The organism is Pedobacter sp. MC2016-05, assembly GCF_026239735.1.
Lineage (GTDB): Bacteria > Bacteroidota > Bacteroidia > Sphingobacteriales > Sphingobacteriaceae > Pedobacter.
This window is the reverse complement of sequence record NZ_JAPIVT010000011.1, coordinates 128,905-141,208: the sequence shown is the minus strand read 5'-3', so window position 1 is coordinate 141,208 and position 12,304 is coordinate 128,905. Positions and strand designations below refer to the sequence as shown.

Genomic DNA, 12,304 nt, shown 5'->3' with positions numbered 1-12,304 from the left:
CGTCTTCACCAACCATCTTTTGAGGTTTCGGCAGGTGAACACACCAGCCGATAGCAGAAATCCTTCCTTCTAAATCTTGTGTCCCCCAAAACCGCGTTTTCAAAATATTCTTATTCTGCTTCTCTAAAATATTGTCGTTATGAATGCTAAAAACCTATTTTAATTCATAAATCTTTTATTAGCTTTACGATATGCAGACGGTAAGGTATGAAAGTGAAACCAGTTTTGGCAATCTGGAATTATTAGCAAAGCAAGTAGTTGAAGGCTTTATCACCGGGCTGCATAAAAGTCCTTTTCATGGATTTTCAGTAGAGTTTGCTGAGCATCGCCAATACAATAATGGCGATAACGTAAAAAATATCGACTGGAAGCTCTACGCTAAAACCGATAAACTTTATAGCAAGCGCTTTGAAGAGGAAACAAATTTGCGCTGCCAGTTTGTAATCGATGTTTCCTCTTCGATGTATTTTCCGGAACCGAAAAAAAATAAGCTCACCTTCGCCATCGAGGCCAGTGCTTCACTCATGTATTTATTAAAAAGGCAGCGTGATGCCTTTGGTTTAAGTCTTTTTGCTGACGAGGTATTACTGAATTCTCCTGCAAAATCTACAACCGCCCATCAAAAGTTTTTGTTTGCTCAGCTGGAAGATCTCTTGGAGAACCCAAAGTTGAATGCCCATACAAACTTAAGTGGCGCTTTACACCAGGTGGCAGAATTGATTCACAAACGTTCACTCGTAATTATTTTCAGTGATTTGTTTAGTACGAAAATCGACAACCAAGCCACCGACGATTTTTTTGATGCTTTACAGCATTTGAAATTTAATAAACACGAAGTTGTGGTATTCAACGTGGTTGATAAAGCAAAAGAAGTGGACTTTGATTTTGAAAACCGCCCATATCAGTTTGTGGATATGGAAACAGGAGCCACTATTAAAGTTCATGCGAACCAGGTGAAAGAGAATTACAAAGCTTCAGTTTCTGCTTACAGACAAGAGCTTGCTTTGAAATGCGCTCAAAACAAAATTGACTTGGTAAATGCAGATATCAACGATGGATTTTACCCGATTCTTCAGGCTTACCTCATCAAACGGCAGAAGCTCGGTTAGCAATTACATCAACTAAAAACAACATTTACTTACTCGTGTTGGTTATATATTTTAATTCTTAAAACCCATAACATGTTAGAAAAAGGAACCAAAGCACCAGATTTTGAATTGAATGCCACTCCCGATCAAAAAATTAAGTTAACAGATTTTTTAGGTAAAAATGTGATTCTGGCATTTTACCCGGCAGACTGGAGTCCGGTTTGCAGCGACCAAATGGCACTTTACAATGAAATGCTGAAGTATTTTACTAAACACGATGCCCAGATTTTTGGTATTTCTGTGGATAGTGTTTGGTGCCACCTAGCTTTCGAAAAAGACAGAAATTTGCATTTCCCGCTCCTGGCAGATTTTGAGCCAAAAGGAGCAGTATCTAAGGCTTACGGCGTATATGATGAAGGGGCTGGCGAAAGTAAGCGGGCACTTTTTGTTATTGATAAAGAGGGGGAAATTGCCTGGAGCTATTTATCGCCTACGGCAGTAAACCCAGGTGCTGATGGAATTTTGGATGCATTAGAAGCGTTGGATAAAAAATAGAAACTATGAGTAAGCTAAAACCGGAAGTTACGGAAAAAGATCATGCACAGGGAAAACAAAATGCACCAATTACCATTGTAGAATATGGCGATTATCAATGTCCTTACTGTGGGGATGCCTATCCAATTGTAAAAGAAATTGAAGAAACCTTTGGCGATCAAATCAACTTCGTATTTAGGAATTTTCCACTACAGGAAGCACATCCATTCGCTTTTCCGGCAGCAATAGCTGCTGAAGCAGCAGCCTTGCAAGGTAAATTTTGGGAGATGCATGATGCTCTTTACGAAAACCAATATCGTTTGGATGAAGATTTATTTGATGAATTAGCAGAAACGATTGGTTTGGATATTGAAAAATTTCAAGCGGATAGTACCAAGGTTGAAGTGAAACAAAAGGTAGAAGATGATTTTGAAAGCGGCGTGAGAAGTGGCGTAAATGGTACACCTTCATTTTATGTTAACGGAAACAAGTTTGATGGCGCAGCTACTGATTTATACCAGATGCTTAAAGAAAGTACAGAATAAAAAAACCTCATGTGTTTCGCAACACATGAGGTATCAGATAAGGGTAACCGGAAAACTAAAAAACTAATTATGAGTTTTTAGAATTTAACAAAACAGAAATCGCTTCGTATTTTGTTATTCAAAGGTGCATTTCATTTATGAAGTTTTAGTGAAGAAGATAATCCTGGTCGGATTCCCAGTCTGTAAACAGTCAGATTCGATTATTTCTTTTTCTGGCTGCAAACAATTGTAAGCATGAGAATATTTATAACCTGTCATCATCATAGTGATGTTGATCATAATCTAAAATTGTATGGCCAAAAATGTTGCTGAGCAACTTGTAGAAATGCTTGTTGAAGCTGGTGTAAAAAGGGTTTATGCCGTTACTGGCGATAGTCTGAATTATTTCAATGATGCAGTAAGGCGAAATGGTAAAATTAAATGGATTCATGTCAGGAATGAAGAAGCGGGTGCTTTTGCAGCAGCTGCTGAAGCTGAGCTAGATGGAATAGCATGTTGTGCAGGAAGTTGCGGTCCGGGGCATGTTCACTTAATAAATGGCCTTTACGATGCGCACCGATCTCATGTGCCGGTGATTGCCATTGCATCTACTATTCCTACCGGCGAATTTGGAACTGAATTTTTTCAGGAAACCAACACCATAAAACTTTTTGACGATTGTAGTTACTATAATCAGGTGGCTACCACTGCCGAACAAGCTCCTCGTATGTTTCAAACAGCTATTCAAACCGCTATCCATAAAAAAGGCGTTTCGGTTTTTGGCTTACCTGGTGATGTGGCCGAAATGGATGCCGTGGAAAGTGTTACTGCGATGCAAATATTTCGCAACAAGCCTGTTATTCGTCCTTCAGATGGAGAATTAGCTGCATTGGCTGAGCTGCTGAACGAAGAAAAGAAGGTGATGGTTTATTGCGGTATTGGCGCATCTGAAGCACATGATGAAGTGGTTGAGCTGGCTTCTAAGTTAAAAGCACCAGTTGGCTTTTCATTCAGAGGGAAAATGGGTATTCAATATGATAACCCATATTCGGTGGGGATGACTGGTCTTTTAGGACAACCCTCTGGTTATCACGCCATGCATGAGGCAGATTTAGTACTGCTATTGGGAACTGATTTTCCTTACGTCAACTTCATGCCGGTGAAGAACAAAATTATCCAGATAGATGAAAGACCAGAGCGGCTTGGAAGAAGAGCGAAATTAACCATGGGTTTGTGTGGCGATGTAGCTGATTCTTTGAAAGCACTTCTCCCACTATTGACGGCCAAAACAGATGATAAATTTTTGAAATCACAACTTGAATTTTACGAAAAGGTAAAGGAAAACCAACAGGTTTATGTAAAGGATCAAGGTAAGGAAAATAAAATTCAACCTGAATTTGTGGCTGAAACCATTAACCGTTTGGCTGCTCATGATGCGATTTTTACGGTTGATACCGGAATGTGTTGTGTGTGGGGAGCTCGGTTTATTGATGGCACCGGCAAACGCAAAATGTTAGGCTCGTTTAACCACGGTTCTATGGCTAATGCAATGCCTATGGCAATTGGCGCTGCTCTTGCACATCCGGAGCAGCCAGTAATTGCCTTATGCGGAGATGGCGGTTTATCAATGTTATTGGGTGATTTGGCTACGATTAAACAGTATAACCTTCCTATAAAATTGGTTGTTTTTAATAATAGGGCGCTAGGGATGGTGAAACTCGAAATGGAAGTTGATGGCTTGCCAGATAATGAAACAGATATGGTTAACCCTGACTTTGCACTCGTAGCACAAGCCATGGGTTTCAAAGGTATAACAGTTTCAAAGCCTGATGAAGTAGAAACCGCTATTGCTAACGCATTAACCGAAAGCGGACCGGTGCTGCTAAATATCATGACAAATCCTAATGCGCTGGCCATGCCGCCAAAAATAGAGTGGGCTCAAATAAAAGGAATGACAGAATCGATGGCGAAGTTAATGCTGGGTGGAAAAATGACCGAGGTTTTCGATACCATCAAATCCAATTATAAACACTTCGGCGAAGTGCTTTAAATGAAAAGAAAAAGCCAGGTCATCTGGCTTTTTGTTTAAGTTATTTTTTTGAATACAGGTTTTGTAGGTGTAACAAAGAGGCAATCAGTCTGTACTCATTTCCAGCCAAACAATAGTATTTAATCCCATTTTTATCGTTCTCTGGCTCGCCATCTCTTTTCTCGAAAATTGGATAGACGGTTTTCAACATTGTGTTGTTAGTTGACGGATGAACCTTAAAGCCTTTCCAATCGCTGATCATCGTCATACGGTCTTTTTTAATTGATTCATTTTCGCTCTCGAGTTTGATTACAAAGTGACCGCTCTTGTCGTCATCATCAACTTTAAAAGCATTTTCTGTGATTTTCAACTGAGTAATCTGCCCTTTAATTAAGATACTGTCAGTACCGCCAATAGCGCTAGCTAATAATTGATTGATGGTTTGAATTGTTTCGGATTTGTTTTGTGAAAATCCTTTGAATGTGATCATCAAAAGGATCAGCAGAGTCAATTTTGTTCTCATAATTATTTGGTTTTTTTGTGTGTACCTAAAACTAATCAAATAATTTGAAAAAGCACATACCTATAAATCAGTAAATAACAAAGCAATCTCATGTTAAAGAGATTGCTTCGTTCTCGAAATGACGACTTATTTGAAGAACCTATAAATTTCCTCTTAACTCTTGTTCACGTTCTAAAGACTCGAATAATGCTTTGAAATTTCCTGCACCGAAACTTTGAGCGCCTTTGCGTCGGATAATTTCAAAAAATAGTGTCGGGCGATCTTCTACCGGTTTGGTGAAAATCTGGAGTAAATAGCCTTCTTCATCACAATCAACTAAAATCCCTAAACTTTCCAGCAACGAAATTTCTTCATCAATTTTGCCTACTCGCTGTGGCATCATATCATAATAGGCTTCAGGTGGCGCACTTAAAAATTCAACCCCCCGAGATTTAAGTTCTCTCACTGTTTGAACAATGTCTTTCGTAGCTACAGCAATATGTTGTACGCCTTCACCTTCATAGTATTCTAAGTACTCTTCAATTTGCGATTTCTTTTTCCCTTCTGCAGGCTCATTAATAGGAAATTTTGAGAAACCATTACCATTACTCATTACCTTGCTCATCAAAGCTGAATATTCCGTGTTGATTTGTTTATCATCAAAAGAAAGGATATTTACAAAGCCCATTACGTCTTCGTACCACTGCACTGCTTCATTCATTCTGTTCCAACCTACATTGCCCACACAATGATCGATGTATAAAAGCCCGGCATCTGCAGGTTTATAATCACTTTCCCAAACCCGATAACCTGGCATAAATGTGCCAGAATAGTTTTTTCTTTCGATAAACATGTGCACCGTTTCTCCATAGGTGTAAATGCCGCTCATTTTAACCTCACCATTTTCATCAGTTAAGGTTTTAGGTTCCATGTAGGATTTTGCGCCACGTTTCGTCGTTTCTTCAAATGCACTATAAGCATCATCAACCCAAAGGGCAAGCACTTTAACGCCGTCGCCATGTTTTTTAACATGTTCTGCAATCGCATGGTCAGATTTCAAGGCCGTGGTTAGGATTAACCTGATTTTTCCCTGTTGTAAAACATAAGATGCCCTATCGCGAACACCAGTTTCCGGACCGGCGTAAGCCAAGCTTTGGAAGCCAAAAGCCGTTTTGTAATAATGAGCAGCTTGTTTGGCATTGCCCACATAAAATTCTATATAATCTGTTCCATTAATAGGCAGAAAATCCTGTGCCTTGGCTATTTTCTCTGCGAATGTTAGTGTTTCCATATTTTTTTGATAGTCCGGAATCCGATTTAGATATCCGAAGATTTAAGTTTTTACTAAGTCCGAGGTCGGGCGGCCGAGATCGGATAATTTTATTTTAATAAGCCTAAAGTCAACTTTAATTGCTGTTTAACTACGCTATAGCATTAGACTTCAGTATCCCAACCACCTATTCTATATTAATCTGCCAGCTTTTGTGGTAATGTTCATCTTCTATATCAATTGCATCTTGCGTAAGCATCAGCGGTTTAAAAGGATCAATCATTACGGCTAACTCATCTGTTTTTTCTTTTCCAATTGATTTTTCCACTGTTCCTGGATGCGGACCATGCGGAATGCCGCCGGGATGGAGCGTAATTTGTCCTTTAACCACGCTTTTGCGACTCATAAAATCGCCATCGACGTAATAAAGCACTTCATCGCTGTCTACATTGCTATGGTTATAAGGTGCCGGGATAGAATCTGGATGGTAGTCGTATTTTCGTGGAACGAAAGAGCAAACCACAAAATTATGCCCTTCAAATGTTTGATGTACCGGAGGCGGTTGATGCAGACGGCCAGTTATGGGCTCGAAATCGTGGATCGAGAATGCGTAAGGATAATGATATCCATCCCAGCCTACATAGTCAAAAGGGTGTGTGCCGTAAGTGTAAGGGTAAATTAAGCCTTGTTTTTTAATGAGTACCTTAAAGTCGCCGTATTCATCATGCGTTTGCAAATTTTCAGGCAACCTTAAATCTCTTTCACAGTATGGCGAATGCTCCATTAATTGTCCATACTGGTTTAAGTAGCGTTTAGGAGGCCTGATCGGACTAAAACTTTCAACAATGAACAATCTATTCGCCTCACTGTCAAATTCCATTTGATAAATTGTTCCCCTTGGAATGATCAGATAATCTCCGTAACTAAATTTAATTTCTCCGAAACCCGTTTTCAGTTTTCCAGAACCCTCATGAATGAAGATCATTTCATCAGCCTGGCTGTTTTTGTAGAAATAATCAGTCATTGATTTTTTCGGAGCGGCCAACACGATGTGTAAATCGCTATTCACCAAAACGGGTTTTCTGCTTTTTAAAAAATCATCTTCAGGCTTGATATTGAAACCGATTAAGCTGGTATGTTTAAGGTGCTTTTCACGAGCAATTTTTGGTTCCGCGCTGTAAGGTTCACCTAAATGTTTTACAATGGTAGGCGGATGGCAGTGGTAAACCAAGGAATATAAACTCGAAAAACCTTCGGTTGAAACCAGTTCTTCGGCATATAAATTTCCATCGGGTTTACGGAAAACCGTGTGACGTTTTGCTGGTATTTGCCCCAATTTATGATAAACAGGCATAATGATATATGTTAGGTTAGAAATAAGATCTAAAAGAATAAGCAATCAAAACGCAGAGGCGTTTCAATTATAGGGAAAGGTGATGAGAATTACAGAGAATATTGAGCCATGATTAATTTAGATAGCATTTTATAGCGACGGGCAGCAATGGCATCGTTCACTAAATTGATATGTAATGCTTTTAAAATCATGGTTTTGATGATGCTAAAGTAATGATTTTATTTTTAAGATGAAATTTCTTTATCTTTAATTCTAAACTAACTTTGATGAAAATATTCTTAACGCTCCTCATCTGCTTCCTGACTTGCTTCACCGTATCGGCTCAAAAAAAATGGAAATATAAAATTAAGGTTGTTGAGCACTCTGGCAAGCAATACCGTGGTTTTTTCTATGCCGCAGAAAATAAACAACTTATTTTGGTGAGAAATAATGGTGATACCAGCGTACTGAAAGCGGAAAATATTGACAAGTTATTTATTCACAGGCGTGGAGTAGTGGCACCATTTGCAATTGCAGGTGCCCTTGTTTTTCTTACCCTCTCGGTAGAAAGCTCAAATGTACTGGAATCGGTAGTTCTGATCATTGTTGGTATTCCTGTTGGCGTTTCATTGGGTCTGTTAACAGGTGAGCTTTTCGCGAACAAACGATATTATAAAAAGTTGGAAGCGAAAGATTTCCCATTAATTAAAAAAGATCTGCAAAAATATACTGAACTTAAATAGTGCAGGCATTTTTCTTTTCCTGTCCTAAATTATTAGCTTTACCACGTACTTTAACCAAATTTATATGAAATTAGTAAGTTATAAAACTGAAGATAGAGAGCACCTTGGCCTGTTCATAGATGGCCACATCTATAATTTAAACAGTTGTGATAAGCTGCTTCCTGATACGATGAATGAATTTTTGCAAGGAGGAGAAGTACTGATGGAACGGGCAAAAAAGATTGATTTACAAATTAAAGATGGATCGTTATTGGCTAAAGAGGAAATCTTTTATGAAATTTTGGCTCCGGTTCCTCACCCATCCAGTTGTAGAGATGGTTATGCTTTTAGGCAACATGTTGCAGCAGCACGAAGAAACCGCAAAGTTGATATGATCCCTCAATTTGATGAGTATCCTATATTTTATTTTACAAACCATAATGCTATTGAAGGTACGGGAGAAATTGAGTGTATGCCAGATCACTTCGATAAATTGGATTTCGAACTTGAGCTGGCGATAGTGATTGGTAAAAAAGGCAGAAATATTAAAGCAGCAGAGGCTGATGAATACATCGCTGGCTATATGGTGATGAATGACATGAGCGCCCGCACTTTGCAAATGGAAGAAATGTTGCTCAATCTTGGTCCGGCAAAAGGGAAAGATTTTTCTACTGTGATTGGACCGTGGTTGGTTACGCCAGATGAACTTGAAAAATATAAAGTGCCAGCAAAGGTAGGCCATGTGGGGAATGCTTACGATTTGAAAATGACTTGTCGTGTAAACGGGATAGAGGTATCTCAAGGCAATGCTGCGGATATGGATTGGACCTTTGCCGAGATCATTGAGCGGTGTGCTTATGGGGTCGACATTCTGCCAGGCGACGTAATTGGGTCGGGAACGGTAGGTACGGGCTGCTTCCTCGAACTAAACGGAACCGGTTTATTAAATGATCCGAATTATAAAACACAATGGTTGCAGCCTGGCGATGTGGTGGAAATGGAAATTACAGGTTTAGGTGCGCTAACCAATAACATTACAAAAGCAGACACTGATTTTTCGATCTTGGCTTTGAAGAAATAAAACTTTTATCCTCTGTTAAAAAATTGAAACGTTTTAACGGTGAAACGTTCAGGTCGTATAGTCAAAATACATGTAAATTAATCATTTAACGTTTTGGTTATGGCAAAGATTGAAAAATTTGAGGATTTGGAAATTTGGCAGTTGGCAAAACAAGTTGGGGTAGAGGCTTATCGTATTTCTGATTCTGAACCGATGAAATCTGACTTCGGTTTAAAGCACCAATTTCGACGAGCAGCCATGTCCATGTCTGATAATGTTGCTGAGGGTTTTGAATACAATAATAATCCTGATTTTGTACGTTTTTAAACTTATGCCAAAGGTTCTTCACGTGAGTTTAGAAATAAAATAATAGTCGTTCAGGCAGCGAACAAATTATCGCAAACTGATTTTAATTTTTTGTATGATAAGTGTATTGAATTTTCAGCAAAAACTAAGCGATTTATAGATTATTTGAGAGATTTTGAATTAAAAAAGAAGAACCTCAAGAGCAAAAAGTAGTATCAAACATTTATAACTTTAAAACATTCCAACTTTCCAACATTAGAAAACATTCCAACTTTCACGCTTTCCAACGTTAAAACATTTCAACAACTAAAACATTCCAACTTTGTTAACCCTAAAAACCGAAGATTTAAGTGCTGTGCAATTGCAGGATTATCTGCAATATGCTATTGCACCCCGTCCAATTTGCTTTGCCTCTACTATTGATGCTGACGGAAATATTAATTTGAGTCCCTTTAGCTTTTTCAATATGTTTAGTACAAAGCCGCCCATTTGTATCTTTTCGCCAGCAAGAAGGGTTCGTGATAATACCACAAAACACACATTGGAGAACGTACTGGAGGTAAAAGAATGCGTTATCAATATTGTAAATTACGATATGGTACAGCAAATGAGCTTGGCCAGTACCGAATATGCAAAAGGTGTGAATGAGTTTGAAAAAGCGGGATTTACGATGCTAACTTCTGATTTAGTCTCTCCACCGAGGGTTGCAGAAGCACCAGTTCAGTTTGAATGTGTGGTTAATCAGGTAATCCCTTTAGGCGATAGCCATGGTGCTGGTAATTTAATACTCGCTGAAATAAAGTTAATCCACATCAATGAAGATATTTTGGATAACAGTGGGAAAATCGACCAAAAGAAAATTGATTTGGTAGCCCGCTTGGGTGGCGATTGGTACTGCCGGGTTACTGAAAACAATTTATTTAAAGTGGCCAAACCTTTGGCTAAGCTCGGAATAGGAGTGGATGCTTTGCCTAAAGCGATTCGTTTATCTAAAGTGTTAACCGGGAATGATTTGGGGATGTTAGGAAATGTTGAAGTGCTGCCAGATGAGCAGGAAGTTGACTTGGTAAGCTCGCATCCTGAAGTGAAGGAAATTTTGGATGCCACAATAGGTGATGCTACCAATAGGGAACGAGAGCTGCACGGACTCGCCAAAACCTTTCTCGAGAGCGGGGAGGTAACACTTGCTTTAAAAGTCGTTTTACTTTAAATTTAATTTCTAAAACCAAGCACCATGCATACTATCGTTCAGGTTGATCAGTACATTATTAATTCTGCTGAATTCGCCATTCCAATTTTGGATCATTTAAGAAATCTAGTTCACAAAGCAGATGCCCGGATAGAAGAAAAGATGAAATGGAGCATGCCATTTTTTGAGCTAAAAGGTCCGGTTTGCCATATGGCTTCATTCAAAAACCATTGTGCTTTTGGTTTTTGGAAAGGCTCATTAATGACAGACGAACTCAATCTTTTCAAAGATCGAACGAACGCAATGGGTGCACTCGGAAAAATCAAAACGTTTGCAGATTTACCACCAGACGAAGTGCTGATGGCTTATATCCAGCAGGCAATACAGCTTAATGAAGCAGGTATTAAACTTCCGCCGAAACCAAAAAGTGCTGAAAAGCCGCCGTTAATTTTGCCCCAGTTTCTTGTTGATGCTTTACAGAACGATCCGGTTGCATTACGTGTTTTTCAGAATTTTAGCGAATCAAATAAAAGAGAATATGTGATTTGGCTAGAAGAGGCAAAAACTGAAGCTACTAAACAAAAGCGTTTAGAAACCGCTTTGGAATGGCTTGGCGAAGGAAAGCCGAGAATGTGGAAGTACCTAAAGAAATAACTCTATAAAATACTTACAATCTTCATGAAGCGGTTTCTGTAATGTCCGTTAAGCTCGGTAATGGTTACACTATGAGCTTTTCCCGAAGAGGCGTGAATAAACTTTATTCCGTTTTCATCGATAGAATAAACGATGCCTACATGACCAATACGTCTTACTTTAGAGTTACTGCCTGTAAAAATTAAAACGTCACCAACTTTTGCGTTTTCCAGGTTGGTTTCTTTACCTGCGCCACTAAATTCACGTGATGAACGCGGTACCTTAAAACCAAAATTGCTAAAAACATAACTTACAAAACCAGAACAATCAAAACCTATTTTCGGATTGCTTGTAGCGTAACGGTAGCGAATACCTAACATGCTTTTAGCAAAATCGATAAGTGTTTCAGACTTTGTTTCTTGATTACCTGATGGAGCCTTAGCTTCTTTTGGTAGATTAGCAACCAGTTTTTTAACCATTTCCTGGTATTGTGCTGGTATGATGGTTTGAGCTTTTCCTGCGGTTGCAGACAAAATGAAAAACAGAATTGGAATGATTATTTTCTTCATATGTTGGAGCCAAAGATAGAAAAATAATCTAAGGCAGCTCAAAATGTGGAAAACCAGTTAAAACAAAAGAAGCTCAAGTAAACTTGAACTTCTTAATTAACTTTGAAATTTTATTATATTCCAGGAAACAAAGTCTGTGCTTTTTCTCCAATTAACGGAATTGGCTTTTTCTGACCATTAATTGCTCCAATTAAACCAATAATCCAAAGTACAAAAAGACCAATCTGAACGATTGTCGCAATAATCCCTAAAGAAGCAATATTAGTAGAAACAATTAAAATAGTCAATAAAATACTTAAACCCCATCCTAGCACCGTTGATACGATTGCAAAAAGCAACGTTTGTCTTAATTGATAGCTACCAAGTTCGGTTTTATTGTCTTTATGGATTGCGAAGTACGCAATTAGCCAACCAATGATGGTAAAATAACTTACGATGCCAGCCGTTTTGCCATCGCCCGTAGTGGTGAAGTTTTTGTTTGTTTCCATAAATTTAAATTCAGATTGATATATAGTTTATTCTCGGGACAATTAATTAGTATTTAA

Annotated in this window: 14 protein-coding genes; 9 read left to right on the top strand and 5 right to left on the bottom strand. The window is 38.6% G+C overall.

Features of this window, described 5'->3' with window-relative positions; translation table 11 throughout:
• Positions 1–191 precede the first annotated feature (191 nt).
• The 4 genes from OQZ33_RS15150 (at position 192) to OQZ33_RS15135 (ending at position 4,196) form a co-directional block, all read left to right on the top strand.
• The gene (locus tag OQZ33_RS15150) at positions 192–1,109 is read left to right on the top strand and encodes a DUF58 domain-containing protein (RefSeq protein ID WP_265799910.1); all 918 of its coding nucleotides are present in this window, start codon (positions 192–194) and stop codon (positions 1,107–1,109) included.
• A 72-nt stretch (positions 1,110–1,181) separates the two neighbouring features.
• Positions 1,182–1,643 (top strand): redoxin domain-containing protein, encoded by a 462-nt coding sequence (locus tag OQZ33_RS15145; RefSeq protein WP_265799908.1) that lies wholly within the window; start codon positions 1,182–1,184, stop codon positions 1,641–1,643.
• A gap of 5 nt (positions 1,644–1,648) precedes the next feature.
• Complete coding sequence (locus OQZ33_RS15140) at positions 1,649–2,167, top strand: DsbA family protein (RefSeq protein WP_265799906.1); 519 nt, start codon at positions 1,649–1,651, stop codon at positions 2,165–2,167.
• A gap of 292 nt (positions 2,168–2,459) precedes the next feature.
• Positions 2,460–4,196: a thiamine pyrophosphate-dependent enzyme gene (locus OQZ33_RS15135; protein WP_265799905.1), complete on the top strand. Its 1,737-nt coding sequence runs from the start codon at positions 2,460–2,462 to the stop codon at positions 4,194–4,196.
• A 40-nt stretch (positions 4,197–4,236) separates the two neighbouring features.
• On the opposite strand, the gene OQZ33_RS15130 is transcribed toward OQZ33_RS15135, so the two are convergent.
• The 3 genes from OQZ33_RS15130 to OQZ33_RS15120 all read right to left on the bottom strand — a co-directional run bounded on the left by OQZ33_RS15130 (position 4,237) and on the right by OQZ33_RS15120 (position 7,301).
• Positions 4,237–4,698, bottom strand: a complete 462-nt coding sequence (locus OQZ33_RS15130; RefSeq protein WP_265799903.1) for a hypothetical protein — start codon at positions 4,696–4,698, stop codon at positions 4,237–4,239.
• A gap of 139 nt (positions 4,699–4,837) precedes the next feature.
• On the bottom strand, positions 4,838–5,968 hold the full coding sequence (gene hppD, locus OQZ33_RS15125; RefSeq protein ID WP_265799901.1) for a 4-hydroxyphenylpyruvate dioxygenase: 1,131 nt from the start codon (positions 5,966–5,968) through the stop codon (positions 4,838–4,840).
• A 166-nt stretch (positions 5,969–6,134) separates the two neighbouring features.
• Positions 6,135–7,301, bottom strand: a complete 1,167-nt coding sequence (locus OQZ33_RS15120) for a homogentisate 1,2-dioxygenase (protein ID WP_265799899.1) — start codon at positions 7,299–7,301, stop codon at positions 6,135–6,137.
• A gap of 266 nt (positions 7,302–7,567) precedes the next feature.
• Here OQZ33_RS15120 and OQZ33_RS15115 point away from each other — a divergent pair, with 266 nt between their 5' ends.
• From OQZ33_RS15115 to OQZ33_RS15095, 5 genes are all read left to right on the top strand, one after another.
• Complete coding sequence (locus OQZ33_RS15115; protein ID WP_265799897.1) at positions 7,568–8,023, top strand: hypothetical protein; 456 nt, start codon at positions 7,568–7,570, stop codon at positions 8,021–8,023.
• 64 nt (positions 8,024–8,087) lie between these two features.
• Positions 8,088–9,083, top strand: coding sequence for a fumarylacetoacetate hydrolase family protein (locus OQZ33_RS15110; RefSeq protein ID WP_265799896.1), 996 nt, complete (start codon positions 8,088–8,090; stop codon positions 9,081–9,083).
• Between the two features lie 99 nt (positions 9,084–9,182).
• Positions 9,183–9,389, top strand: a complete 207-nt coding sequence (locus OQZ33_RS15105) for a four helix bundle protein (RefSeq protein WP_265799895.1) — start codon at positions 9,183–9,185, stop codon at positions 9,387–9,389.
• A gap of 301 nt (positions 9,390–9,690) precedes the next feature.
• Positions 9,691–10,578 carry a flavin reductase family protein gene (locus OQZ33_RS15100; protein ID WP_265799894.1) on the top strand — a complete coding sequence of 296 codons (888 nt, stop codon included), beginning with the start codon at positions 9,691–9,693 and terminating at the stop codon, positions 10,576–10,578.
• 24 nt (positions 10,579–10,602) lie between these two features.
• Positions 10,603–11,211 (top strand): YdeI/OmpD-associated family protein, encoded by a 609-nt coding sequence (locus OQZ33_RS15095; protein WP_265799892.1) that lies wholly within the window; start codon positions 10,603–10,605, stop codon positions 11,209–11,211.
• A 2-nt stretch (positions 11,212–11,213) separates the two neighbouring features.
• Here OQZ33_RS15095 and OQZ33_RS15090 read toward each other — a convergent pair whose 3' ends face one another.
• Together OQZ33_RS15090 and OQZ33_RS15085 are read right to left on the bottom strand one after the other, a co-directional pair.
• The gene (locus OQZ33_RS15090) at positions 11,214–11,759 is read right to left on the bottom strand and encodes a C40 family peptidase (RefSeq protein ID WP_265799890.1); all 546 of its coding nucleotides are present in this window, start codon (positions 11,757–11,759) and stop codon (positions 11,214–11,216) included.
• Positions 11,760–11,872: 113 nt separating this feature from the next.
• On the bottom strand, positions 11,873–12,247 hold the full coding sequence (locus OQZ33_RS15085; protein WP_056851375.1) for a DUF4870 domain-containing protein: 375 nt from the start codon (positions 12,245–12,247) through the stop codon (positions 11,873–11,875).
• Positions 12,248–12,304 lie beyond the last annotated feature (57 nt).

Coding starts and splice junctions, on each gene's coding strand:
- OQZ33_RS15115 (WP_265799897.1), top strand. CDS start 7,568: ATGAAAATATTCTTAACGCTCCTCATCTGCTTCCTGACTTGCTTCACC.
- OQZ33_RS15135 (WP_265799905.1), top strand. CDS start 2,460: ATGGCCAAAAATGTTGCTGAGCAACTTGTAGAAATGCTTGTTGAAGCT.
- OQZ33_RS15130 (WP_265799903.1), bottom strand. CDS start 4,698: ATGAGAACAAAATTGACTCTGCTGATCCTTTTGATGATCACATTCAAA.
- OQZ33_RS15095 (WP_265799892.1), top strand. CDS start 10,603: ATGCATACTATCGTTCAGGTTGATCAGTACATTATTAATTCTGCTGAA.
- OQZ33_RS15105 (WP_265799895.1), top strand. CDS start 9,183: ATGGCAAAGATTGAAAAATTTGAGGATTTGGAAATTTGGCAGTTGGCA.
- OQZ33_RS15145 (WP_265799908.1), top strand. CDS start 1,182: ATGTTAGAAAAAGGAACCAAAGCACCAGATTTTGAATTGAATGCCACT.
- OQZ33_RS15085 (WP_056851375.1), bottom strand. CDS start 12,247: ATGGAAACAAACAAAAACTTCACCACTACGGGCGATGGCAAAACGGCT.
- OQZ33_RS15110 (WP_265799896.1), top strand. CDS start 8,088: ATGAAATTAGTAAGTTATAAAACTGAAGATAGAGAGCACCTTGGCCTG.
- OQZ33_RS15150 (WP_265799910.1), top strand. CDS start 192: ATGCAGACGGTAAGGTATGAAAGTGAAACCAGTTTTGGCAATCTGGAA.
- OQZ33_RS15090 (WP_265799890.1), bottom strand. CDS start 11,759: ATGAAGAAAATAATCATTCCAATTCTGTTTTTCATTTTGTCTGCAACC.
- OQZ33_RS15120 (WP_265799899.1), bottom strand. CDS start 7,301: ATGCCTGTTTATCATAAATTGGGGCAAATACCAGCAAAACGTCACACG.
- OQZ33_RS15140 (WP_265799906.1), top strand. CDS start 1,649: ATGAGTAAGCTAAAACCGGAAGTTACGGAAAAAGATCATGCACAGGGA.
- hppD (WP_265799901.1), bottom strand. CDS start 5,968: ATGGAAACACTAACATTCGCAGAGAAAATAGCCAAGGCACAGGATTTT.